Here is a 23396-nt window from a genome sequence, read left to right on the forward strand (position 1 = left end):
ACAGAGTGACAGAGTGACAGAGTGACAGAGTGACAGAGTGACAGAGTGACAGAGTGACAGAGTGACAGAGTGACAGATGGGATCACGCTCGCGTCAGAAAGGCAACACAATTGAGGCGCGGCGACGAAGGTGGGATAATCGGCCGACTTCCGTCTACTGTACCGCTTTTATCAAGGAGCCGTTCCATGTCCCAGAGCATGTCCGAGAAGATCTTTGCCTTGCCGGTCGAACAACAGATGACCCCCTACATCAGCCTACGCCAACTGGACGAGCTGCCCATCGTGGTCATCAACCACCCGTTGGTGCGTGCCGCCGTCGCCCTACAAGGCGCTCATCTGCTGCTGTGGCAACCGAGCGGTGAGCAACCGGCACTGTGGTTATCCCCCATCTCCGCCTTCCGTCACGGCGAGCCGATCCGTGGCGGGGTACCCATCTGCTGGCCTTGGTTTGGCCCGGCGCAGCAAGAGGGTTACCCGTCACACGGCTTCGCGCGTAACCTGCCATGGACCTTTAGCGCACACGACGAAGACGCCCAGGGCGTCACCCTGACCTTTACCCTGACGGCGAGCGATGCCTCACGCAAGTATTGGCCACATGACTTTAGCCTGATCGCCCGTTACCGCCTGGGCCAGCACTGTGCAATCGAGCTGGACGCCTATGGCGACTACCAGTGCCAGGCCGCCCTGCACAGCTACTTCAACGTCGCCGACATCCAAGACGTCTCCGTTTCCGGGCTGGGCAGCACCTATCTCGACAAGGTGAATGGCGGCGAAGCGGGCGTGCAGCAAGGAGCACTAACCTTCTCTGCCCGTACCGATCGGGTCTATACCGCACCGGAAGCCTTTAGCGTGATCCACGATAAGGGCTTCCAGCGTAGCATTGAGATCCATCACCACCAGCATAGCGATGTGGTCGCCTGGAACCCGTGGAGCGAAATCGCCGCCGCGATGGCCGACATGCCGAACGAGGGCTACCACACCATGGTCTGCGTGGAGACCGCCCGCGTCAGCCAGCCGATGCAGGCCAGCGACGGCAACCCGGCGCACCTGGCCGCCACCCTGCGCCTGCGCCCACAACGCTAAGGCTCCATCGCCGGCGCCCCGGTGTGGGCGCCGGGATCGCCCCGCCGACGGCGCGGGCCAGAGCGTGATAGCCGGTGCCTCTCTCACCCCCACGCTGCCTCACCGCCTGTTCTCCCCACCGTCACAAGCGCCCATCCCGCCCATCGCCCCCCTCGGCGATAGCCACGCCAGACGGGTCACCGACGCGAATGCTCCCGGCCTCGCGCCATCCCTGGCAGTACCCGTTGCGCCACGGCATGAGGGGAACGCCCCCTGAAGGGTACACTCGCCAGGTTAGCGCCTTGCACCCGCGCCCCGCCCTCTTGGGCAAGCCCTTGGCCACTGAGTCACTTTCCCCTCGTCACTCGCCTGACGCCTCCTGTTCACCCCACCGACCACCTTACCGGCCACCTCACCCACTTTCCCGCACCGCACCGACGTGTGGCCACCTTGCCATCGATCACTTGCAAATAATTATCATTATCAATTAATATGTATGACCTTTTGATACTTCTGGGTTATGTATATGATAAAAAGAACAGTTTTCACTCTATTGCTCCCCTTCTGCTCTCCACTGGTCGTCCAAGCGGCGGAAGCGGAGAAAAAAGACAGCGAGGATAGCGTTTATGTCATCGAGAAGAAGGAGGAGAAAATCAACGAGACGGCCATCTCGCAGAATGAGATAGAGAATCAGCTGATTTTCGATATGCAGGATATTGTCCGCCACCTGCCCGACGTCGGCGTCTCCAGCGACGGGCGTTTTGGTAATAATGGCTATAGCATGCGTGGCGTCGATAAAGATCGCGTCGCGATCTCCGTCGACGGCATACCGCAGGGAGAAACCTTCGACAACCTGATTTACAAGGGATATGGCTATTTTAACGGCAGCATTAACAACGTCGAAACCGAGCAACTGAAAAGCGTATTGATCACGAAAGGAGCCGACTCGTTATTCTTGGGAAGTGGCGCCTTGGGTGGCGGTGTGCAATATGTCAGCAAAGATCCCAGCGATTTGATCCGCTCGGGGAATAGCGGTTTGGTTTCCCGCACCGCCTACAGCTCGAAAAATGACGAAAAGATGCAGACTCTCGGCGGTGCATTTAGCGGCGATTGGCTGGAGGGGATGCTGCTTTATACCTATCGGAATGGCCATGAAACCGACAACTTCCGCCATGAGAACGACGTCTTTGGCCGGGCCCGTGGTACGCCAGACCCGCAAACGAGAAAGCGCCAGTCGCTCCTCTCCAAGTTCAACCTCATGCTCGGCGATGCGCACACCCTCAGCGCTACCGTCGAATACGCCAAAGAAAAAAACTATACCGATGAGAAGTCGTGGCACCTCTTCTCCAAATATCACCGCACCGGCGACGATGTCGCGGAAAAGCGGCGTTATAGTTTCTCCGATACCTGGCAACCCAGCGCGTACATCGACACCGTCAAAACGGAGTTTAACTGGCAAAAAATCGACCAGACCGCCTTTAGCACGATCTATGAAGACTTTGAGCAAGGGTATTATGGCGATATTTTCGAAGAGAAAAGCCGCCGCCTGACTCAGTATGGCCGCTATCTGAATAACGAGATTTCATTCAATACCTGGTCATTATGGGCGACACGTCATCATCTGACGCTACGCAGCCAATATGCCACGAAACGCTTTGATAATGTCAATGCCGATATCACCTGGTTAGGTAATCCCAAACAACCCTACCTAGATGATAAAAAAATCATTCGCCCCGTCTCTAGCCGCGATATCAATGCCACCTTCGTCGATGAGATCACCCTGCCCGACGAGAAGCTCAGTTTTATCGTCGGCGCCCGCTATGATCATGTCACGCATAAACCCGACGCGGGGCCATTATCCCTGGCGAAAGATAGCGATCCCCAACCCAACCGCTATTCCGCCCTGTCGTGGGCCCTGAGCGCCAATTATGCCATCACTCCCAACTATACGTTGCAGTATAAGATCGGTAAGGGGTTCCGTATTCCTACGGCGCAGGAACTCTATTTCGATTATGGCGATAGCATCGCGGCTAACCGTGTCGAGCCGAATCCCAACTTAAGGCAGGAGCAAGGCCTCAGTAACGAAATCGCCCTGAGTTATCAGGGGGATCTGCTCCAGAATAAGATCAACGCCTATTACACCAAATATACCGACTTTATCGATCTCAAGCAGACCGAGAAGCAGGTTCCCAATCCTTGGTACGATCCCAGCAATCCCTCACGCTGGAACAAGCCGACCCTGTCGCAGAATCACCTGCAATATGCCAATGTCGCCTCGGCGGCTGTTTGGGGGCTGGAGCTGAGCAACGAGTTTCACCTCAGTAAGGCGCTTGGCGGGCAGGATAACTATAGCCTGCGTAATAGCGTGAGCTACGCCCGGGGGAAAGATGCCGATGGCAACGCATTGCTCTCGATTCAACCCGTTAAATGGGTCTCCTCCCTCGCCTATCGCGATCTCGGCGGGAAATATGGCGCAGAGTTCTTTATGACCTATGCGGCAAAGAAGACCGCGAGCCAGGCCATCCATAATGGCCGCCCCTGGCCCTATCTGAGCGCGAGCTATGTGGTATTCGATACCACCGCCTATTATCACATCAATGATAATATCTCGCTGCGTGCCGGCGTATTTAATCTGTTGAATAGAAAATATAGCACCTGGGATACGCTACGCAGCCTGCCGGAATTCGGCACAACCAACCAGATAGATAGCGATAGAGTGGGTCTACAGCGCTTCACCGCGCCGGGGCGGAACGTCGCCGCCGACATCTCCTTCTACTTCTAATCTCCGCATCCACGCCCGAGGCAAACGGGTGAGGCGGGCAACGAAAACAGGGTCGCCGAGGCGACCCTGTTACGCTGATTGGCAACGTCTGACACCCTCTTAGAAGGTGTAGGTCACCCCTGACCACAACATGCCAGTATAATCCTTGCTGATCATCGGGCTGTTGGTGATCTCGTCGCTCAGTGAGACGTAGCGGCCGGCGAAGAAGGCGCTCCACTTGGCGTTGATGCGATAGTGCGCAGTCAGCTCCAGGTAAGGCGACCAGCTATTTTTCGGGCTGTACTGATCCAGCGTGCTGCGGCGTGACTCGTCGCCGGAGACACCGAAGTAGTAGTTGTTCTGGTTGGCGCTGTTCCAGGTCACCCCAACGCCCGGCGTGAAGCTCCAATCGCCCTGACGCCAGGTGTAGAGGTAGGCCAGATCCCCCACCAACCCATTGCTGTTATCCAGGATGTCGCCAGAGAAGGCGGCGCGCAGTGTCCCCCAGCTCTCGTGGTGGCTATAGCTCAAACCGGCCATCACGGTGGCGTAGCGGTTATCCAGACGCTTCATGCGCCAGTCGTCACTGTCGCTGGCGCGGTAACGCCAAGGTGAATAAAACACGGTCGCACTCAGCTGATCCTGCTGATCTTTCCACAGGTAATAACCCGCGGTCAGGCTGTGAAAATAGAAATCATCACTGTCGTAATTCACCATCGGCACGGGATAAACTCGCTCGGATTCTCCACGGTATGGATCCGGGGAAACCAGGGCGGAAGCACCAATAGACCAGGTACCCGCCTGAGCGGCGGCGCTAACAAGCAGGGAGAGGGTACCCAGCGCGCAGAGCGTACGTTTTTTCACCTTTACATCATCCAATAACAAATCAAAATAAGTTGAACGATTATACTCAGAGACTGGTTAATATCATTAGGTTTTATCTAAAAAATCGTTAACATGCCACTTTTTATCCGCTCCGCCCCCTCGCGCCGCCTCCCGCCAATTTGTGCCGCTCCGCCCGCCATGACGCGGGAAAAACCCTAAACTGAGTGCTTGAAATCGCTTAAAAAAAAGACAGGCGCCGCTCGCGCATTCGGGGGAGTCCGCCTAAGCTTGATCTCAGGGGGAGACTGCGGTCGGCCCGCCGGGTGCGGATGCCTCGGGGCGGTGCGCGGCGCCGTTAGCCATGTCACTGACTATGCCGCTGAGACATCTTCCTTAACTTGTGCTGACAAAAGGATGGGCATCGCTATGAACATATTTGAACAATATCGCCAGCGTTATGAATCGGCCAAGGATGAGGAGCTGACGCTACAGGCCTTTCTGACTCTCTGCCGCCAGGATCGCAGCGCCTATGCCAACGCCGCCGAACGCCTGCTACAGGCCATCGGTACCCCGGAAATGATCGACACGGCGCAAGATCCCCGACTCTCCCGCCTATTCTCCAACCGCGTCATCGCCCGCTATCCCGCCTTCGCCGAATTCTACGGCATGGAAGAGGCCATCGAGCAGATCGTGGCATATCTGCGCCACGCGGCGCAGGGATTGGAAGAGAAGAAACAGATCCTCTACTTGCTGGGGCCGGTCGGTGGGGGTAAGTCCTCGCTGGCCGAACGGTTAAAGGCGTTGATGCAATGCGTCCCCATCTATGTGTTGAGCGCCAACGGCGAACGCAGCCCGGTCAACGACCACCCGCTGTGTCTGTTCAGTCATCAGCAGGATGGCACCCTGTTGAGCCAGGAGTATGGCATTCCGCCGCGCTACCTGGGCACCATCATGTCGCCATGGGCGGCCAAACGCCTACACGAGTTCGGCGGCGACATCACCCAGTTCCGCGTCGTCAAGGTGTGGCCATCGATCCTACAACAGATCGCCATCGCCAAGACCGAGCCGGGCGATGAAAACAACCAGGATATCTCCGCCCTGGTGGGTAAAGTCGATATCCGTAAGCTGGAACATTACGCCCAGAACGATCCCGATGCCTATGGCTACTCCGGCGCGCTGTGCCGGGCCAACCAGGGGATCATGGAGTTTGTGGAGATGTTCAAGGCGCCGATCAAGGTGCTGCATCCGTTGCTGACCGCCACCCAGGAGGGCAACTATAACGGCACCGAAGGCATCTCCGCCCTGCCCTTTAGCGGCATCATCCTGGCGCACTCCAACGAATCGGAGTGGGTGCAGTTCCGCAACAACAAGAATAACGAGGCCTTCCTCGACCGCGTCTACATCGTCAAGGTGCCCTACTGCCTGCGCATCTCGGAAGAGATCAAGATCTACGACAAGCTGTTGGATAACAGCGAGCTGGCCCTGGCGCCCTGCGCCCCCGGCACCCTGGAGACCCTGGCCAGCTTCAGCGTGCTGTCGCGCCTGAAGAGCCCAGAAAACTCCAGCCTGTACTCCAAGATGCGTGTCTACGATGGCGAGAGTCTGAAGGATACCGACCCCAAGGCCAAGTCTTACCAGGAGTATCGCGACTATGCCGGGGTGGACGAAGGCATGAACGGCCTGTCGACGCGTTTCGCCTTCAAGATACTCTCCAAGGTGTTTAACTTCGACCACGGCGAGGTGGCCGCCAACCCGGTGCATCTGTTCTATGTGCTGGAGCAGCAGATCGAGCGCGAACAGTTCCCGCAAGAGGTGGCGGAGAAGTATCTGGAACACCTGAAGGGCTACCTGATCCCGAAATATGTCGAGTTCATCGGCAAGGAGATCCAGACGGCCTACCTGGAGTCCTATTCGGAGTATGGACAGAACATTTTTGACCGTTATGTCACCTATGCCGACTTCTGGATCCAGGATCAGGAGTACCGCGATCCGGATACCGGCCAGCTGTTTGACCGTGAGTCGCTCAACGCCGAGTTGGAAAAGATCGAGAAGCCGGCGGGGATCAGTAATCCGAAAGATTTCCGTAACGAGATCGTCAACTTCGTGCTGCGCGCCCGCGCCCACAATAATGGCCACAACCCCAACTGGACCAGCTATGAGAAGTTGCGCACGGTGATCGAGAAGAAGATGTTCTCCAACACCGAGGAGCTGTTGCCGGTGATCTCCTTCAATGCCAAGACCTCCAGCGAGGAGCAGAAGAAGCACGATGACTTCGTCCACCGCATGATGGAGAAGGGCTATACCCGCAAGCAGGTGCGCCTGTTGTGCGAATGGTATCTGCGCGTACGTAAGTCGTCATGAGGATGCGCTATGGGCGGCGTTTTGCCGCCCTTTTCTAGCGGTTGGCAGATTGGGAGGCGCCATGTCTTACTTTATCGATCGTCGCCTAAACGGCAAGAACAAGAGCGCGGTGAACCGCCAGCGCTTCCTGCGCCGCTATACCGCGCAGATCAAGAAATCCGTCGCGGATGCCATTCATCGCCGCTCCGTCTCCGATGTCGAGAGCGGCGAGTCGGTCACCATCTCGCACGACGACATCAGCGAGCCGCTGTTTCAACAGGGCGCTGGGGGGGAACGCCAACGGGTCCATCCCGGTAATGACCATTTTGTACAGAATGACCGCATCGATCGCCAACCGGGCGGCGGCGCCGGGGGAGGCAGCGGGGAAGCGGGTAACGGTGAGGGCGGCGAGGATAATTTTGTCTTTCAGCTCTCTAAAGAGGAGTACCTGGATCTGCTGTTCGACGATCTGGCGCTGCCCAACCTGCGCCACAACCACTACCGCCAGCTGACCGAGTTTAAGAGCCATCGCGCCGGTTATACCGCCAGCGGAGTACCGGCCAACATCAGCGTGGTACGTTCGCTACAGAACTCCTTGGCGCGACGTACCGCGATGAGCGCCGCCAAGCGGCGCGAGCTGCGCCAACTGGAGGAGCAGCTCGATGCGCTACAACAGCGCGAACCGGCGCAACCGCTGGAAAGCATGCGCCTACGCGGCGAGATCGAGGTGCTGCGCCAACGCATCGCCCGGGTGCCGTTTATCGACAGTATCGATCTCCGCTACAAGAACTATGAGCGGCGCCCCGAGCCCTCTAGCCAGGCGGTGATGTTCTGCCTGATGGATGTGTCCGGATCGATGGATCAGGCCACCAAGGAGATGGCCAAGCGCTTCTATATTCTGCTGTATCTGTTTCTCAGCCGTAACTACAAGAACATCGAGGTGGTCTACATTCGTCACCATACTCAGGCGAAGGAGGTGGATGAACAGGAGTTCTTCTACTCGCAGGAGACCGGCGGCACCATCGTCTCCAGCGCCCTGAAGCTGATGGATGAGATCGTGCGCGCCCGCTACGATCCGGCGCAGTGGAACATCTACGCCGCACAGGCCTCCGATGGCGACAACTGGGCCGACGACTCGCCGCTGTGCCAGAAACTATTGACTGAGCGGCTGCTGCCGTTGGTGCGCTACTACTGCTACATCGAGATCACCCGCCGCGCGCACCAGACCCTGTGGCGTGAATATGAGGCGTTAAGCCGCAGCTGCGACAACTTCGCCATGCAACATATTCGCGAGCAGCAGGACATCTACCCGGTGTTCCGTGAACTGTTCGCCCGCCAGCTCGCCAACGATTGAGTCTCTCGCCCCTGCCGCCCGTTGGGCGGCATAACCTGCTGACTTTTCGCGCATCATTAAATTACTTTACAAAGCGGTGCAGAACATTTGTCGCGTTTTGTGGCCTAATACGGACGGTTAAATTTATTCTTTTCATGCTGTAGGAAAGTCATCGCATGCATTCCAGCCAAAAAGCCACCCACTGGCGAGAAGTGTGGCATCTGATCAAACCCTATTGGGTTTCAGACGAAAAATTCAGCGCCTGGAGCCGACTCGGCGCCATCATCGTATTGACGCTGGCGGCGGTGTATCTGAATGTCCTGTTTAACGAGTGGAACCGGGTGTTCTACGATGCCCTACAAAACCGTAACTATGCGGTGTTTAAGGCGCAGTTGATCCGCTTCAGCTACCTGGCGTTTATCTATATCGCCATCGCTATCTTCCGCATCTATCTGACCCAGGGGCTGCAAATGTTGTGGCGCCAGTGGATGACCCGGCGCTATATGGACCGTTGGCTCCAGCATCAGGCCTACTACCATACCGAGATGCAGCAGTCGATCGATAACCCCGACCAACGTATCGCCCAAGATCTGAGCGCCTTGACCAACGGCACCCTTTCCCTGACCCTGGGGCTGCTCTCCAGCCTGGTGACGCTGTTCTCCTTCGTCGCCATCCTGTGGTCGGTCTCCGGCTCGCTGTCGCTGATGATCGCCGACCATGCCCTGGAGATCCCCGGCTACATGGTGTGGTTCGCCTTGCTGTACGCCGGGTTGGGGTCGCTGATGATCTGGCTGGTTGGCCGGCCGTTGGTCAACCTCTCCTTCGATCAGGAGCGCTTCGAGGCAAACTTCCGCTTCGGGTTGATCCGCATCCGCCACAACGCCGATCCGATCGCTCTGTATCACGGCGAGCCGCAAGAGCGCCAGCAGCTTGATGGCCAGTTCCAGAACATCCGCCGCAACTGGTGGAGCATCATGCGCCTGACCCGGCGGCTGAACTTCGCCAGCAATTTCTATGGCCAGTTCGCCATCATCTTCCCGATCCTGGTGGCCGCCCCGCGCTACTTCGCCAACGCCATTCAGCTCGGCACCCTGATGCAGATCTCCTCGGCCTTCGGCCAGGTGCAGGGGGCGCTCTCTTGGTTTATCAACGCATTCGACGATCTGGCCGCCTGGAAGGCATGCGTCAACCGTCTGGCCGGTTTCAATAAGGCCGTGGCCGATCTGGCGGAGCACCCCGGCGATATTCGCCACGGGCAAACCCAGGATGACAACCAGGCGCTGGCGATCAACGGGCTGACCCTGCAGATCCACCAGGGGCGCACGCTGTTCAACGACGTTAGCCTGCAGGTAGCGCGCGGCGATCGCGTCCTGATCACCGGCCCTTCCGGCTGTGGCAAGTCGACGCTGTTGCGCGCCATCGCCGGTGTCTGGCCCTATGGCCACGGCGAGATCTTACGCCCCGACGAGGGTTCGCTGCGTACCCTGTTCCTGCCGCAACGCAGCTATCTGCCGATAGGCAGCCTGCGCGACGCCATCTGTTACCCCTCTGACGCCACGACCCACAGCGATGAGAGTCTACAGACCATCCTACGCGCCTGCCGCCTGAACCACCTGTGCGATCAGCTGGCGACGCGCGCCAACTGGTCGCAACAGCTCTCTCCCGGCGAGCAACAGCGCATCGCCTTCGCCCGCGCGCTGGCGCTGCAACCGGATATTCTGTATCTGGACGAGGCGACCAGCGCCCTAGACGAAGATACCGAGCAGCATGTCTACCGCCTATTGAGCGAGTGGTTACCGGGCCTCACCCTGATCAGCGTGGCGCACCGCAGCAGCGTGGCCCCCTTCCATACCCTGCGTTGGCGCTTTAGCAAGGCGAGCCAAGCCGACGACGACGAGCGCTACTTCGCCCCCTCACAGGTCGAGGTCTCCCTACTCGCAGGCCACCACTAAATGCGACCGGCCGGGGCGCCATGCCCCGGCCATCTGCCTCTTTGCCGCCTTGATCGTGACGCTAGCCCCGCTCGCCTACGCTGCGGGGTGATCGGGCGTGTTGATCAGCCGATCCAACCGGGGCGCCAGCCACCAGCAGATCAGCGCGACGACCAAGGTTGCGAGGGCTAAGGCATAGAAGTAAGCGCCATACTGTTGCAGGGAGTGCAGTGCATCGCCCGCGGCCTCGTTGTCGCTGGCGGAGAAGCCCGCCAACCAAGCCGCCCCCAACGACGCCAGCGCCAACACCATCCCCCACGCGCCATAGATAAAACCACGCACCTCGCGCGGGAACAGCTTGGCGAGCATCGACTGACCCAGGGCCGAGATCAACAGTTCGCCGATGGCGAATAGCAGATGCGGGGCGATGATCCAGAAGGGGGAGACGATGCCCGCCGCATTGCCGAAGAAGCGGGCACTACCGGCGCAGGCAAAGGCGGCGGCGCAGGCTAACATCCCCACGGCGAACTTGACCGGCATCGAGGGGTCACGCCCGTGCTCGCCCAGCCAGGTATAGAGCCAGGCCAGACCGGGACTGAGTACGATGATCCACATCGGATTCAGCGCCTGAAAGGAGACCGGGTTGACCGCTACCCCCAGCAAGGAGGGGCGCACGTTATTGATGGCGAAGAAGTTGAGCGAGGTCGGCATCTGATTGTAGAGGATGAAAAACAGCAAGGCCTGCCCCATCAGCACCAGCCCAACCACCATCTTCAGCCGCGAGATGCGCGTCTCACGCCGCATGATACGCACAATCAGCAACAGGATGATCAGGGCGACGGCCACCAGCAGCACCCGCGTGATCAGCAGTTCACGCAGCAGGAACATGCTGAGCGCCACCACCAGCAACGAACCGCCCAGGTAAGCGGCCATGATAGCGCTCCCCGGCTTGCGGCTATCCACCGGGCTCGCATTCACCAGATAACGGCTATAACGCGCCAGCAGCAACAGGTTGATCACCATCCCCAGCGTGCTGAGAATAAAGGCCGCCTGCCAGCCGAGACGGGCGGCGATCTCCGCCGCCGCCACGGTCGTCAAGAAGGCGCCAATATTGTTGACCATATAAAACAGGGTAAAGGCGCTATCCAGACGTTGATCACCCTGGTTATAGGCCGCGGCGACCAACGCCGGGGCGGCCACCCCGCCGACGCTGCGCCCGACGATCACGCAGCCTAAACCGGCGAAGAGCAGTGACGACGCGTCGCTCAGCGAAGCCGCGGTGATCAGCGCGTAACCCACTCCTTGGAAGGCGTAACCCCACCATAGCGTGCGTTTGGCACCTAACACCTTGTCCGCCAGCCAGCCGCCGACAAACAGCAACGAGGCGCCGATGGCCGTGAAGCTACCGAAGATGCTGAAGGCGCTCTTCTCGTCGAGATGGAGCGCATCATGTAGAAAGACCGGCAGGACGGTCCACAGGCTATAGAAGGAGACGGCCCACCAAAACTGGCAGGCGCATAGGATGTAGAAGGTCGCGGGATAACGCCGGTTCATGAGGCACCTCCTATCGTCTCTGCCTCATCGTATAGCTGTGATGGACAAGGAAAGGCGGCGCTGAAGAAGTGGCGATAGCCCTGGAAAGTCTGCCAGATATCGGACTTGGCACTGACTTCAAACGGTGAGTGCATGGACAACAGGGGAACCCCAGCGTCAACGACACAGGGGCCATGCTGGGCGAGGAAACGGGCGATGGTACCGCCGCCCCCCTCATCGACCTTACCCAACAGGCCGTTTTGCCAGCGCAATGCATGGCTGTCCAACATGTGCTGCAGCAGGGCGAGGTATTCGGCATCGGCGTCGTTGGTTAAGTTCTTCCCACCCGCCCCGGTGTATTTACTCAGCACCATCCCCCCGCCCAGACGAGCGGCGTTATCGGCGTCATGGACCTCGGGAAACAGCGGATCGAGCGCCGGCACCACATCCGCCGACAGGGCGTAAGAGTTCCAGAGGCACTGGCGCAACTGGGTGACCGACGCTCCCGGCATACGCTGCAAGAGCATCTCGATAACCCAGGGGAAGAAGTCGGACTGCATCCCGGTGGCGCCCGACGAGCCGGTCTCCTCCTTATCCAGGAACAGGCAGATCAGGGTCTGCTCCGGTTGCTCGCACGCCAGCAAGGCCTGCAGCGCCGTATAGACGCACACCCGATCATCTTGACCGTAGCCGCCGAGCAGCGAACCATCCAGGCCGACATCGCGGCTCTCCCCCGCGGGCACCAACGCCAGCTCGGCGCGTAGCAAGTCCGCCTGCTCCAGGGCGTAGTCATGCTGCAAGCGGGCCAAGATCTGGCGCTTGACCCGATCCTTATCCTCTTCGGCCAACTCGGCCAAGGGGAGACTGCCAACCAGGATCTGCAGCTCCTCCCCCTTTAATAGTTCATCCCCCGGACGCTTACGCTGGATCTTCGCATCCAGGTGCGGTAGCAGATCGGGGATGGTAAATACCGGCTGATCGCCCCGCTCACCCAAGGTCAACTCGATGCGCCCATGTTGACGGGTGAAGACCACCCCATGCAGCGCCAAGGGGCGTGCCCCCCACTGGTACTTCTTAATACCGCCATAATAGTGGGTACGCATCAGCGCCAATCCCTGCGCTTCATGGAGCGGATTTGGCTTAAGATCGAGATGCGGCGCATCACTGTGCGCGGCGATAATTCGCACCCCCTGGCATAAGGGGCTGCGCCCCATGACGATCAACGCCATGCTCTTATTACGATTAACACAGTAATATTTCCCGCCGACCCTCACGCTCTCCGCCGCTGGCAAAGGACCAAATCCTTGCGCCTGCACCACCTCACGAATAGCGCGAATACACTCCCGTTCGGTTTTAGCCCGATCGAGGAAAGCTTTATAACCGTTACAGAATAATTCCACCTGGTTTATATATTCAGAAGATAAATAATTCTCCATCACACTCCCCTTAATATTATTGTAGAGTGCGGCAATAATATAACCTGAATTTTGGCGGATTATTGAAATAGATCACCAATTAAATTATTGATTTCAGTGTTATATTTTAATAAAAACATGTCATGGTTATATTTATCACTAGGCAGCAGCCGGGAGGTGAATAAAATAATTACCGGGGTCGGCACAAGTAACGGTGATAAATGCCCCACCACGCCGACGCCGTTCGAGGGGGGTTATTGCGGCATAATAAGGGAGAAGTCCCACGTTCCAGGCGGGCGTGGGCGCTGACGTACGGTACGACTCATCGGCAATACGCGCAAAATAAAGATAAAGTATGCTTATGATTACTCGACTCAACAATAGAGAATAATCCACCGAGACACGCGCCGCATCCGCTCACCGCCGCCGTTATTCCGCCCCCAAACGGGGGGGTAGCGGCGCGCTGGCGTAAAATAAATTAATTAACTGTGAACTAAGCCACAACACATAACATCCTCAGCCCATCAAAATAGGTATCACTGGCAAAAGATGCTAGTGTTATTAATTATAATCATAGATGACTAATTAATTTCGTAATCTTATCTACTCGCTCGTTAATTGATACCGCTTGCCGGGTCATTTGTCGCAACACCAAGGGAAAGACACCATGAGTACACTCACTGAACTGCCTGATTACGGCATTCACTTTAGTGATACCGTTCATTTTGACCATGAAGTATCTCGTCTGATCGGTGAAACCGTCAGCGCGCTGATTGCGCGCGATGGCGACATCATCTACGGCGATCTCATCCATGCCATCGCGCGCACGGCTCGCCACGAATCCTGCCAACACCGTCGGACGCTGCTGCTCAGCGCCTTAGATCGCCTGCTGGGCGATCAACCGGCACACAGCGAACTGGCCTAACACATCGACATCGCCAGCCAGGCCTTCTCCTGGCTGGCTTCCCCGCATAACAGTAACATACGGCAACATAAGGTGCTGGCGTCGCCGCTTAGGCTGCGTTATGGTGAAAGCAGGACAGGTTGCGCTAACCGCTCTCCGTAAGTAGTGTCGCTAGCACGCCTGTGACCGCGATCATTTTCAAGGAGACCTTTTATGACCAAGCCGCATCACATTGCCGAATGGGCACGCGTGCGTGAAACCTCTTTAGAAATCGCCGAAGCCATCTTCGAACTCGCCCACGATGACGAAACCTTAGCCCAACAGATCTGGGAAGAGGGGAACGATAAGGTGCTGCCTCTGGCCTTCGCCAAGACGGATAAGGATCAACTCTATTGGGGTGACGAAACCATCGACCGCCGCGACGTCTGATCGCCTCTCGCGCCCTCGCCTTGCCGAGCGGGGAGAGGGCGCGAGTCATGCTATGCGCTCCACCTTTTTCCCCCCTCTCCCATCGCCGCCCTCTTCCGCGGCAAGCGTCACGCGCCCTTCCACCACTCACCTTTTCCGCCGATGGCGGCAGGTTTTAGCCTCGTAGACTACGCTTGTATCAGGACGGCGTGCCGCAGTCCATACCACGAGTTAAGGGAGGTGTGCCATGGCCATATCAACCGCGGAGTCCCGCAGCAGTCGCTGCCTGAGTGATGGCCCGGACTGGACGTTTCCGTTATTGCAGGCGTATCTGAGCGAGATCGATCGCGTCGCCAAACACTACCGCTTAGAGACCTACCCTCATCAGATCGAAATCATTACCGCCGAGCAGATGATGGATGCTTACTCCAGCATCGGCATGCCGATTAACTATGCTCACTGGTCCTTCGGTAAGAAATTTATCGAGACGGAGCGCCGTTATAAGCAGGGACAGCAGGGGCTGGCCTACGAGATCGTGATTAACTCCAACCCCTGTATCGCCTATTTGATGGAGGAGAACTCCATCACCCTGCAGGCGTTGGTGATGGCGCACGCCTGTTACGGCCATAACTCGTTTTTTAAGAATAACTATCTGTTCCGCACCTGGACCGATGCCGGTTCGATCATCGACTACCTGTTGTTCGCCCGGAACTATATCCGCCAGTGCGAAGAGCGCTACGGAGTGGAGGAGGTCGAGAAGATCCTCGACTCCAGCCATGCCCTGATGAATTACGGTGTGGATCGCTACAAACGACCGCAGAAGATCTCACTGGACGAGGAGCGGGCCCGCCAGCAGGCGCGCGAGGCCTACCTGCAAAGCCAGGTCAACGATCTGTGGCGTACCCTGCCGCGCCGCGAGGTCGGTGTCATCGATCGCCAGGCGGCACGCTTCCCCAGCGAGCCGCAAGAGAATATCCTGTACTTTATCGAGAAGAATGCGCCGTTACTGGAGCCTTGGCAGCGCGAGATCGTGCGTATCGTGCGCAAGATCAGCCAGTATTTCTATCCCCAGAAGCAGACTCAGGTCATGAACGAGGGGTGGGCCACCTTCTGGCACTACACCATCCTTAATCACCTGTATGACGAGGGTAAGGTCAGCGACCGCTTCATGCTGGAGTTTCTGCATAGCCATACCAACGTCATCGCGCAACCCGCCTATAACAGCCCCCATTATGGCGGCATCAATCCCTATGCGCTGGGCTTCGCCATGTATCAGGATATTAAGCGTATCTGCCAGCAACCGACGGCGGAGGATCGCGAATGGTTTCCCGACATCGCCGGAGGCGATTGGCTCGAGACGCTGCACTTCGCCATGCGTGACTTCAAGGATGAGAGCTTTATCAGTCAGTTTCTCTCGCCGCATCTGATGCGTGAGTTCCGTCTGTTCTGTGTGCAGGACGACGATCGCAATAACTATCTGGAAATCGAGGCGATCCATAACGAGGAGGGCTATCGGCGCCTGCGTGAACGCCTCTCCGCCCAGTATAATCTGAGCAATCTGGAGCCCAATATCCAAGTCTGGAACGTCGCGCTACGCGGCGACCGTTCGTTGACCCTGCGCTACATTCCCCACAATCGCATCCCACTGGAGGCCAATAGTCGCCGAGCGGTACTCAAGCATCTGCAACGTTTATGGGGCTTCGACGTCTATCTGGAGCAGCTTAACCCAGACGGCGGCGTCGAACTGTTAGAGCGCTGCCCCCCGCAGCCCGCCGGCCTATAACACAACAGGGGCGCTAAAGCGCCCCTGTTGTCGACCGTCGTCAAGCGTTTCTCGGCTTAGCCGCGCCCCTCGGCTAAATCACGCGGAATGCCACTCTGCATCCCGTGCCAGATGGCACCACTCTCTTTGCCGTAGTTACGCACGAAGTCCATGACCTGATCGTGTTGGTGAGCCGCGGCCAGTTCGCCGAGACGGGCATAGAAGGCCAGCGCCAGACGGCGTGCCTGTGGATTAGAGAAGTAGTAACGCCCCACTCGGGTATACAACCCTTTCAGGCCATTGAGGATCAAACCGTAGATCGGGTTGCCGCAGGCGAAGGCCAAGGCGCGGAAGATACGGTAGTCGAGGGCGGCGAAGGCCTCGGCGCTATCCTCCACCGTCGGCGCGTCGGCCACGATACTCTGCACCTTGTCGGGATGCTGACGCACCGCCGCACGAATGAAGATCGCGGCGATATTGGTACGCACCGCCAGTACGTTGTCGATCAGCTGTGGCACACTGTCGTGATCCAGACGCGCCAAGGTCTCCAGGATATTCAACCCGGAGGTTTCCCAGAAATTATTTACTTTGGTCGGTTTTCCGTGCTGGATCGTTAGCCAGCCATCACGCGCCAGACGCTGTAGCACCTCACGCAGGGTCGTGCGGGTGACACCGATCAGCTCAGATAATTCACGTTCTGCAGGGAGAATGGAACCGGGGGGGAAACGATTATTCCAAATACTCTCAATAAGATACTCTTCCGCAAAACCAGCTGGACTCTGCGCCTTAATAACCATGTTGTTAACGTTCCGTCACGACAATCAGCAAAAACTATGGCGCTCATCATACCAGATGGCATCCCGCTGATATAGCACCGGGAGGTAGGAAAGCGCGAAACAGTGTGACCGGCGACACAGGGCTAGCGCGCCGCATACCCCGCCCGCCCCCGCACGATCGTCAGCGCCCAACACGATAATTTCTCCTTGGCCTAAAGCGATGCATATGTATAATGAAAATCATTATCAATTGATGATGCTGTGAGGATGAAGGATATGGATCTGCTGGGAATAACCATTACCGGCGCCGCCGCCTTGAGCGGGACGGCTCTCCTGGTTACACTATGTATCGATGGCGGCCTACCGCGCTTCTGGCAGCGGCGCGCCCCGCGCGCCGAACCGCATTGCGATCGTCGAGCATTGCCCCTGACACCACAGGATGAGGCGGCCGTACCACGCCTCGGCACGTTGACGTTGCCTCCCTCCGCCTTACCGGCCATCGGCCCGCTCGATATTCCATTGCCGGCCCCGCGCATCGCCCTGGGCGATCTCGGCTGACACAGCCGATACGCCGCACGCATGCGCATCTCATGCGTGCCTTATCGCGCATCGCGCGGCACGCTTCTGGATGAGGCTCACCAAAAAAGCCACGCATACTAGTCATTTATCCGGCAATTCAAGTTTCTGACCGCTTTCCTTACCCATTTCACCCCACGCCCATTGCAGGCGGACGCTAAAATCGGCAAGCTTGGCCCTCATTGCCGGGCGCGCTTTGCCGCGCCTGACGCAAGCCGGCCGGGGATGGTGCCGACTTTCGGGTAAGGGATTGCAGTAATCCATCAATAATTAAATGATTTACAATAGGTTATATCGGAAGCGTGATTTGCTACCCAAGGTGAAAGTAGTATAGTCTAATCATTTCCCGGCGAAGATAGGCGCCATTGCGCGGCTCGGGAGAGCAACCGATACCGGCAAATCTCATAAGAAATTAGGTTTAACGACGTTATGACAATCACATATACCCAGGCGTTCGCCAAGAACTTCCTCGGCAACGCGCCGGGATGGTACAAGGTGGCCATTCTGGTATTCCTGCTTATCAATCCGCTGGTGTTCGCTATCAGCCCGTTCTACGCCGGCTGGCTGTTGGTCGTCGAGTTCATCTTTACCCTGGCGATGGCGCTCAAATGCTATCCGCTACAACCCGGCGGTCTGTTGGCGTTGGAGGCCGTGTTTATCGGCATGACCACGCCAGAGAAGATCGCCCATGAGGTAGCCGCCAACCTTGAGGTCTTGCTGCTGCTGATCTTTATGGTCGCCGGGATCTACTTTATGAAGCAGTTGCTGCTGTTCGTCTTTACCAAGCTACTGCTCAACATTCGCTCCAAGATTGCCTTGTCGTTGGCCTTCTGTCTGGCCGCCGCCTTCCTCTCCGCCTTCCTCGACGCCCTGACGGTGATCGCGGTGGTGATCAGTGTGGCCATCGGTTTCTACGGCATCTACCACCAGGTTGCCTCGGGGGGTGGGAGCAACGTGGCACTCAGCGACGATAGTCAGTTGACGGACAGCGCCAAACGCGAGGCACTGGATCAGTTCCGTGCCTTCCTACGCAGCCTGCTGATGCATGCCGGGGTGGGCACCGCCCTCGGCGGCGTCATGACCATGGTCGGCGAGCCGCAAAACCTGATCATTGCCAAGAACGCCGACTGGCATTTCGTCTCCTTCCTGCTGCGCATGGCGCCGGTCACCGTGCCGGTATTCTTCTGCGGCATCCTGACCTGCTACCTGGTGGAGCGCTTCTCGCTGTTCGGCTACGGCGCTCAGTTGCCGGATCGTGTACGCCAAATCCTGCGTAACTTCGACCAGGAGAGCAGCAACAGCCGGACACGCCAAGACAAGCTCCGGCTGATGATCCAGGCGCTGGTCGGGGTCTGGTTGGTGATCGCGTTGGCCTTCCACCTGGCCGAGGTCGGCTTGATCGGCCTGAGCGTGATCGTGCTGGTTACCTCGCTGTGCGGCGTCACCGACGAGCATCTGATCGGTAAGGCATTCCAAGAGTCATTGCCCTTCACCGCCCTACTCACCGTGTTCTTCTCGGTGGTGGCGGTGATCATCGACCAACACCTGTTCACCCCGGTGATCCAGTTCGTCCTGCAGGCGCCGCCCGATCGCCAGCTGACGCTGTTCTATCTGTTCAACGGCCTGCTCTCCTCGATCTCCGATAACGTGTTCGTCGGTACGGTCTATATTCATGAGGCGAAAGCCGCATTGGAGTCGGGGGCCATCTCGCTGAAACAGTTCGAGATGTTAGCCGTCGCTATCAATACCGGGACCAACCTGCCGTCGGTCGCCACCCCTAACGGCCAGGCGGCCTTCCTGTTCCTGCTGACCTCCGCGCTGGCGCCGTTGATTCGCCTCTCCTATGGTCGCATGGTCTGGATGGCGCTGCCCTATACCGTCGTGATGACGCTGGTCGGCTTACTGTGTGTCTCCTTCGCCCTCGAGCCGGCGACGCAGCTCCTCTCCCAGTGGCATCTGTTAACGCTGCCACCGGCGCAAGAGGTGCTGGCCAGCGGCCTATAAGCACGCGCGGCGAAACACATTTCGGCGATTTTTTTCTGGTAGTGTGCAGTCAATGGTTTACACTGGCTGCACCTTTTTGTGACATGGAAGCGTAGTTATGTTGCAATTTTTGAAGCGTTGCTCTCAGGGGCGCGGAGCTTGGCTGCTGATGGCGTTAACGGCGCTGTTACTGGAACTGACCGCGCTCTATTTTCAGCATGTGATGCTGTTGAAACCCTGCGTCATGTGTATCTATGAGCGCTGCGCGCTGTTCGGCATCCTGGGTGCCGGGCTGTTGGGCGCCGTCGCGCCGCAAACCCCGCTGCGTTGGGCCGCGCTATTATTGTGGCTGTATAGTGGGTATCGCGGTCTGGAGTTGGCCTGGCAGCACACCATGATCCAGTTGCACCCCTCTCCCTTCACCACCTGCGATTTCTTCGTCTCATTCCCGACATGGCTGCCGCTGGATAAGTGGTTCCCGGCGATCTTTTTTGCCAATGGCGATTGTGCCGAGCGTCAATGGCAGTTCCTGACGCTGGAGATGCCGCAGTGGTTGGTGGGGATCTTCGCCGCCTATCTGCTGGTCGCCCTGCTGGTCTTGCTCGCCCAGTTTGTTAAGACCAAGCGCCGCTCGCTGTTTAGCCGTTAAGGCCTACCCGCTATCAAAACGCCAGACTCGAATCGAGCCTGGCGTTTTTTATTCCTCGGGGCGCGCATGATGCCCGCGTCACCCACACGACTCAGCGCGCGATCAGTACCGAGGTATGCGCATGGCGCACGATGGCCGCCGCGTTGGAGCCGAGAAGATAGGTCTTCATGCTGGGACGCCGCGAACCGATCAGGATCAAGTCGGCACCAATGCACTCCGCCTCTTTCAAGATCTCGTCGTAGATACCGCCCTGGCGCACCACGACGCTGATATTCTCTGCCGGCAGCGGCAGTTGTGCGGCCAGCGCCTGTAGACGACGATGCAGCTCCTCGCTCATCACATCGTCGAACTGGTTGGTCTGCGGATTGAAACGATTGAGGATAAAATCGGGGATCTGAACGACCACGTACATCAGGCGCACCCGGGTCTCCTCGCTACGGATCACGGATTTCACCTGCTCCAGCGCTAACGCCGTCAGCGCCTCTTCCCCCAGATCCAGCGGCAGTAAAATGTTCTGATACATCGCTCCCCTCTCCTCTGTTGTGATGGGTGCCACGCATCGGCGGTGCCGATACGCGTCAAATCATCATACAAAGCTGACCGGGTGAGGACAACCGCTTTAGCCCGTGGGCGGATCACCCACCGACTCCGCATCACGCGATGAAGTTACTCGGCGTGCTCATCCTGCTGCCACAAAGGCCGACGCATGATGTGTTCTTCCCAGTCGCTGACCTCACTCTCGCGCACCGCGATATAGCGCACCGAGATACGCGCGGCATGCATCGCCGACTTCGAGCCGGTGCGTAACGGGTGCCAGGCGGGTAACGTCCCCCCTTCGTTAAGCAGGCGGTAGGCACAGGTCGGCGGCAACCATTCGAAGGTCGGCAGGTTGTCCCGCGTCAGCTTGATGCAATCCTCTTCATACTCGAAACGCCGCTCATAGTGGCGGCACTGGCAGGTCTTGATGTTGAGTAGGTTACAGGCCACATTCGTGAAGTAAATCTCATCGGTATCTTCATCTTGTAGCTTGTGCAGGCAGCATTGGCCGCAGCCATCGCATAGCGCCTCCCACTCGGCATCACTCATCTGTTCCAGCGTCTTTTCCTGCCAAAAGGGCGTCGTACTCATCTTTGCTCTACCCGCAACAATACCGTTAAAGGCGGACTGTATAGACGCTTTGGGCGATGGATGCAAGCGACTTGTGCCAGCGCCCTGGGCCGAGCTAGATCACTCGCGTGGTCAGCGAGCGCTGATTGAGACCGATGCTCAGCATGTCGCCGGAGCACAGGGGGCCGACGCCGGCGGGTGTACCGGTCAGGACCACGTCGCCGGCACGCAGGGTAAAGAAGCGACTCATGTAACTGATCAACGGCAGGATGGGCGTCAACATATCACGCGTATTACCCGCCTGACGCGCCTCGCCATTGACACTCAACGTCAGGTTGGCGTTCTGTGCGTCGCCGAATTCGTTTTCAGGGATGAAACCGGAGATCGGGCAAGCCCCATCGAACGCCTTGGCCTTCTCCCAGGGGTAGCCGTGCTGCTTGCATTCACGTTGGATGTCACGCAGGGTAAGATCCAGCGCGACGCCATAACCGGCGATCGCCCGCGCCACGCGATCCTCGCTGGCGTTGCTCAACGGCGTGCCGATCAAGACCGCCAGCTCGACCTCATGATGCACCTCACCCAGGCCATGGGGAATGACGATCGGCTGGCGCAGATCGCATAATGCGCTCTCCGGCTTGATAAACAGCACCGGCTGCGGCGCGACCTGGCTGCCCATCTCGCGAATATGGTCTCGGTAATTATTGCCGACACAGACGACCTTGCTAACCGGTAACTCCAGCAGGGCGCCCTGCCAATCACGATGCTGATACATCCTTCACCTCCATGCTCGCTGATAGCCGCCGTCACGCACGGCCGATTCACCTCAACCATTGAGTCTATCGTGTCCTGGCGCAGACGGAAGCCCGCCACCGAGTGTAGCGTGACCGCCTTCACACCCTAGGCGATATGATCCCGCCTCAGGCGGCGCCCCCCTGCGTCAGACGATGCATCTTCAGCAGATCCTCCGGCGGCGGCGGCAGTTGCAAGTAATAGCCCTGCTCGGCCAGCGCCGCGCGCACCGCCGCAATATCCGCGCCCGCCAGGCGTGAACGATTAGCCAGATTGAGCACCATCGCCAACTGCGGCCGGCCGAAGCTTTTCAACAAATCCTCAGGCACGCGGGAAAAATCGTCTTTCTTTTCCACATACAGATAAGTTTGCTCACGCTTGGAGCTTCGGTAGATCACACAAAGCATTTTTTCCACTCTATTTAATTCTGACGGCGACTTGCCTAGATATACCACTGACTATAACATGCTTAGATACAGCGGAATATCACGTAGCCCGTGGTTATTTCGGAGATTTCCCAAGTTGCTGAGCTGAGTCAGGATAGATGTCACAAGCGCCAATAGAACTGAAAGGCAGCAGTTTTACACTCTCGGTTGTTCATTTGCATAATTCTCAACCAGAGGTAATTCGTCCGGCATTAATCGCCAAGGTCGAGCAAGCGCCCGCTTTTTTGAAAAATGCGCCTGTTGTTATTAATATTACTGATGTAAACGGCAGCGTGGAATGGCGAGAAATGCTGCGCGTGTTTAGCGCCGCCGGTCTGCATGTTATCGGCGTCAGCGGCTGCCGCGATGAGGCACAAAAGCAGGCGGTATTGGCGGCAGGATTACCCCTACTCAGCGAGGGTAAGAATGCGCCGAAGATCGTGCCGCCTAGCGCGCCCATCATCGCGCAGACCAAGATCATCGCGACACCGGTCCGTTCGGGGCAACAGATCTATGCACGCAACGGCGATCTCATCGTCACCAGCCATGTCAGCGCGGGCGCCGAGCTTATCGCCGACGGCAATATCCATGTCTATGGCATGATGCGCGGTCGTGCGCTCGCCGGCGCGGGCGGCAATAGTGCCAGCCAAATCTTTTGCACCCATCTGGCGGCCGAGTTGGTCTCTATCGCCGGACAGTACTGGCTGAGTGAGCAGATCCCAGAAAACTATTACGGGCAGGCCGCCCGGCTCTCTCTGAGCGACGGCACCCTTACCATTCAATCTTTATTCTAGGCCCTTCTCCAAAAAGGATATTTT

20 protein-coding genes are annotated in these 23396 nt (G+C 58.0%); 12 read left to right on the forward strand and 8 right to left on the reverse strand.

The features are described 5' to 3' along the window. Positions 1 to 197 precede the first annotated feature (197 nt). Together ACEQFP_RS09155 and ACEQFP_RS09160 are read left to right on the forward strand one after the other, a co-directional pair. Positions 198 to 1082: a D-hexose-6-phosphate mutarotase gene (locus ACEQFP_RS09155; protein WP_035597271.1), complete on the forward strand. Its 885-nt coding sequence runs from the start codon at positions 198 to 200 to the stop codon at positions 1080 to 1082. Between the two features lie 505 nt (positions 1083 to 1587). Then, complete coding sequence (locus ACEQFP_RS09160; RefSeq protein ID WP_223931121.1) at positions 1588 to 3843, forward strand: TonB-dependent hemoglobin/transferrin/lactoferrin family receptor; 2256 nt, start codon at positions 1588 to 1590, stop codon at positions 3841 to 3843. A gap of 99 nt (positions 3844 to 3942) precedes the next feature. Here the strand turns inward: ACEQFP_RS09160 and ACEQFP_RS09165 are convergent, their stop codons facing one another. After that, positions 3943 to 4686, reverse strand: coding sequence for a MipA/OmpV family protein (locus ACEQFP_RS09165; protein ID WP_370546808.1), 744 nt, complete (start codon positions 4684 to 4686; stop codon positions 3943 to 3945). A 387-nt stretch (positions 4687 to 5073) separates the two neighbouring features. On the opposite strand from ACEQFP_RS09165, the gene ACEQFP_RS09170 reads away from it, so the two are divergent. The 3 genes from ACEQFP_RS09170 (at position 5074) to ACEQFP_RS09180 (ending at position 10272) form a co-directional block, all read left to right on the forward strand. After that, the gene (locus ACEQFP_RS09170; protein ID WP_005293217.1) at positions 5074 to 7008 is read left to right on the forward strand and encodes a PrkA family serine protein kinase; all 1935 of its coding nucleotides are present in this window, start codon (positions 5074 to 5076) and stop codon (positions 7006 to 7008) included. 61 nt (positions 7009 to 7069) lie between these two features. Then, positions 7070 to 8341, forward strand: a complete 1272-nt coding sequence (locus ACEQFP_RS09175; protein ID WP_005293214.1) for a YeaH/YhbH family protein — start codon at positions 7070 to 7072, stop codon at positions 8339 to 8341. A gap of 155 nt (positions 8342 to 8496) precedes the next feature. Next, on the forward strand, positions 8497 to 10272 hold the full coding sequence (locus tag ACEQFP_RS09180) for an ABC transporter ATP-binding protein/permease (protein WP_005293211.1): 1776 nt from the start codon (positions 8497 to 8499) through the stop codon (positions 10270 to 10272). A 75-nt stretch (positions 10273 to 10347) separates the two neighbouring features. Here the strand turns inward: ACEQFP_RS09180 and ACEQFP_RS09185 are convergent, their stop codons facing one another. Together ACEQFP_RS09185 and ACEQFP_RS09190 are read right to left on the reverse strand one after the other, a co-directional pair. After that, positions 10348 to 11805 (reverse strand): peptide MFS transporter, encoded by a 1458-nt coding sequence (locus ACEQFP_RS09185; protein WP_005285029.1) that lies wholly within the window; start codon positions 11803 to 11805, stop codon positions 10348 to 10350. Beyond that, on the reverse strand, positions 11802 to 13220 hold the full coding sequence (locus tag ACEQFP_RS09190) for an aminopeptidase (RefSeq protein WP_097363952.1): 1419 nt from the start codon (positions 13218 to 13220) through the stop codon (positions 11802 to 11804). The genes ACEQFP_RS09185 and ACEQFP_RS09190 overlap by 4 nt, the downstream gene beginning before the upstream one ends. Positions 13221 to 13866: 646 nt before the next feature. On the opposite strand from ACEQFP_RS09190, the gene ACEQFP_RS09195 reads away from it, so the two are divergent. From ACEQFP_RS09195 to ACEQFP_RS09205, 3 genes are all read left to right on the forward strand, one after another. Next, positions 13867 to 14124, forward strand: a complete 258-nt coding sequence (locus ACEQFP_RS09195) for a hypothetical protein (RefSeq protein WP_005285017.1) — start codon at positions 13867 to 13869, stop codon at positions 14122 to 14124. 192 nt (positions 14125 to 14316) lie between these two features. Then, positions 14317 to 14532, forward strand: a complete 216-nt coding sequence (locus ACEQFP_RS09200) for a YccJ family protein (RefSeq protein WP_005285014.1) — start codon at positions 14317 to 14319, stop codon at positions 14530 to 14532. Positions 14533 to 14758: 226 nt separating this feature from the next. Continuing rightward, positions 14759 to 16294 (forward strand): SpoVR family protein, encoded by a 1536-nt coding sequence (locus tag ACEQFP_RS09205; RefSeq protein ID WP_005293204.1) that lies wholly within the window; start codon positions 14759 to 14761, stop codon positions 16292 to 16294. Positions 16295 to 16350: 56 nt separating this feature from the next. On the opposite strand, the gene fadR is transcribed toward ACEQFP_RS09205, so the two are convergent. Then, the gene (gene fadR / locus ACEQFP_RS09210) at positions 16351 to 17070 is read right to left on the reverse strand and encodes a fatty acid metabolism transcriptional regulator FadR (RefSeq protein WP_005293201.1); all 720 of its coding nucleotides are present in this window, start codon (positions 17068 to 17070) and stop codon (positions 16351 to 16353) included. A gap of 255 nt (positions 17071 to 17325) precedes the next feature. Between fadR and ACEQFP_RS09215 the strand changes: the two genes are divergently transcribed. The 3 genes from ACEQFP_RS09215 (at position 17326) to dsbB (ending at position 20257) form a co-directional block, all read left to right on the forward strand. Beyond that, the gene (locus tag ACEQFP_RS09215; protein ID WP_370546813.1) at positions 17326 to 17607 is read left to right on the forward strand and encodes a hypothetical protein; all 282 of its coding nucleotides are present in this window, start codon (positions 17326 to 17328) and stop codon (positions 17605 to 17607) included. 447 nt (positions 17608 to 18054) lie between these two features. Further along, positions 18055 to 19629, forward strand: coding sequence for a sodium/proton antiporter NhaB (gene nhaB, locus ACEQFP_RS09220; protein WP_035596780.1), 1575 nt, complete (start codon positions 18055 to 18057; stop codon positions 19627 to 19629). Positions 19630 to 19726: 97 nt separating this feature from the next. After that, positions 19727 to 20257 carry a disulfide bond formation protein DsbB gene (gene dsbB / locus ACEQFP_RS09225; protein ID WP_005293195.1) on the forward strand — a complete coding sequence of 177 codons (531 nt, stop codon included), beginning with the start codon at positions 19727 to 19729 and terminating at the stop codon, positions 20255 to 20257. A 91-nt stretch (positions 20258 to 20348) separates the two neighbouring features. On the opposite strand, the gene ACEQFP_RS09230 is transcribed toward dsbB, so the two are convergent. From ACEQFP_RS09230 to ACEQFP_RS09245, 4 genes are all read right to left on the reverse strand, one after another. Further along, positions 20349 to 20780: a universal stress protein gene (locus ACEQFP_RS09230; protein ID WP_005284992.1), complete on the reverse strand. Its 432-nt coding sequence runs from the start codon at positions 20778 to 20780 to the stop codon at positions 20349 to 20351. Positions 20781 to 20923: 143 nt separating this feature from the next. After that, positions 20924 to 21385 carry a YcgN family cysteine cluster protein gene (locus ACEQFP_RS09235; RefSeq protein WP_005284988.1) on the reverse strand — a complete coding sequence of 154 codons (462 nt, stop codon included), beginning with the start codon at positions 21383 to 21385 and terminating at the stop codon, positions 20924 to 20926. A gap of 94 nt (positions 21386 to 21479) precedes the next feature. Continuing rightward, complete coding sequence (locus ACEQFP_RS09240; RefSeq protein WP_005284985.1) at positions 21480 to 22136, reverse strand: fumarylacetoacetate hydrolase family protein; 657 nt, start codon at positions 22134 to 22136, stop codon at positions 21480 to 21482. A 145-nt stretch (positions 22137 to 22281) separates the two neighbouring features. After that, positions 22282 to 22560: a YcgL domain-containing protein gene (locus tag ACEQFP_RS09245; protein WP_005284983.1), complete on the reverse strand. Its 279-nt coding sequence runs from the start codon at positions 22558 to 22560 to the stop codon at positions 22282 to 22284. 137 nt (positions 22561 to 22697) lie between these two features. Here ACEQFP_RS09245 and minC point away from each other — a divergent pair, with 137 nt between their 5' ends. Further along, positions 22698 to 23372 carry a septum site-determining protein MinC gene (minC, locus tag ACEQFP_RS09250; protein WP_005284980.1) on the forward strand — a complete coding sequence of 225 codons (675 nt, stop codon included), beginning with the start codon at positions 22698 to 22700 and terminating at the stop codon, positions 23370 to 23372. The last annotated feature ends 24 nt before the right edge of the window (positions 23373 to 23396 follow it).

The sequence above is a fragment of the Edwardsiella sp. A.80236 genome, from assembly GCF_044540725.1.
In the GTDB taxonomy this organism is placed as follows: Bacteria; Pseudomonadota; Gammaproteobacteria; order Enterobacterales; family Enterobacteriaceae; genus Edwardsiella; species Edwardsiella tarda.

What these genes read in the sequence shown, in the direction of transcription:
- ACEQFP_RS09190 (WP_097363952.1), bottom strand. Translation starts at nt 13,220, where the DNA reads ATGGAGAATTATTTATCTTCTGAATATATAAACCAGGTGGAATTATTC.
- nhaB (WP_035596780.1), top strand. Translation starts at nt 18,055, where the DNA reads ATGACAATCACATATACCCAGGCGTTCGCCAAGAACTTCCTCGGCAAC.
- ACEQFP_RS09230 (WP_005284992.1), bottom strand. Translation starts at nt 20,780, where the DNA reads ATGTATCAGAACATTTTACTGCCGCTGGATCTGGGGGAAGAGGCGCTG.
- ACEQFP_RS09240 (WP_005284985.1), bottom strand. Translation starts at nt 22,136, where the DNA reads ATGTATCAGCATCGTGATTGGCAGGGCGCCCTGCTGGAGTTACCGGTT.
- ACEQFP_RS09160 (WP_223931121.1), top strand. Translation starts at nt 1,588, where the DNA reads ATGATAAAAAGAACAGTTTTCACTCTATTGCTCCCCTTCTGCTCTCCA.
- ACEQFP_RS09200 (WP_005285014.1), top strand. Translation starts at nt 14,317, where the DNA reads ATGACCAAGCCGCATCACATTGCCGAATGGGCACGCGTGCGTGAAACC.
- ACEQFP_RS09185 (WP_005285029.1), bottom strand. Translation starts at nt 11,805, where the DNA reads ATGAACCGGCGTTATCCCGCGACCTTCTACATCCTATGCGCCTGCCAG.
- ACEQFP_RS09155 (WP_035597271.1), top strand. Translation starts at nt 198, where the DNA reads ATGTCCGAGAAGATCTTTGCCTTGCCGGTCGAACAACAGATGACCCCC.
- ACEQFP_RS09235 (WP_005284988.1), bottom strand. Translation starts at nt 21,385, where the DNA reads ATGAGTACGACGCCCTTTTGGCAGGAAAAGACGCTGGAACAGATGAGT.
- ACEQFP_RS09170 (WP_005293217.1), top strand. Translation starts at nt 5,074, where the DNA reads ATGAACATATTTGAACAATATCGCCAGCGTTATGAATCGGCCAAGGAT.
- dsbB (WP_005293195.1), top strand. Translation starts at nt 19,727, where the DNA reads ATGTTGCAATTTTTGAAGCGTTGCTCTCAGGGGCGCGGAGCTTGGCTG.
- ACEQFP_RS09180 (WP_005293211.1), top strand. Translation starts at nt 8,497, where the DNA reads ATGCATTCCAGCCAAAAAGCCACCCACTGGCGAGAAGTGTGGCATCTG.
- ACEQFP_RS09245 (WP_005284983.1), bottom strand. Translation starts at nt 22,560, where the DNA reads ATGCTTTGTGTGATCTACCGAAGCTCCAAGCGTGAGCAAACTTATCTG.
- ACEQFP_RS09205 (WP_005293204.1), top strand. Translation starts at nt 14,759, where the DNA reads ATGGCCATATCAACCGCGGAGTCCCGCAGCAGTCGCTGCCTGAGTGAT.
- fadR (WP_005293201.1), bottom strand. Translation starts at nt 17,070, where the DNA reads ATGGTTATTAAGGCGCAGAGTCCAGCTGGTTTTGCGGAAGAGTATCTT.
- minC (WP_005284980.1), top strand. Translation starts at nt 22,698, where the DNA reads ATGTCACAAGCGCCAATAGAACTGAAAGGCAGCAGTTTTACACTCTCG.
- ACEQFP_RS09215 (WP_370546813.1), top strand. Translation starts at nt 17,326, where the DNA reads ATGGATCTGCTGGGAATAACCATTACCGGCGCCGCCGCCTTGAGCGGG.
- ACEQFP_RS09195 (WP_005285017.1), top strand. Translation starts at nt 13,867, where the DNA reads ATGAGTACACTCACTGAACTGCCTGATTACGGCATTCACTTTAGTGAT.
- ACEQFP_RS09175 (WP_005293214.1), top strand. Translation starts at nt 7,070, where the DNA reads ATGTCTTACTTTATCGATCGTCGCCTAAACGGCAAGAACAAGAGCGCG.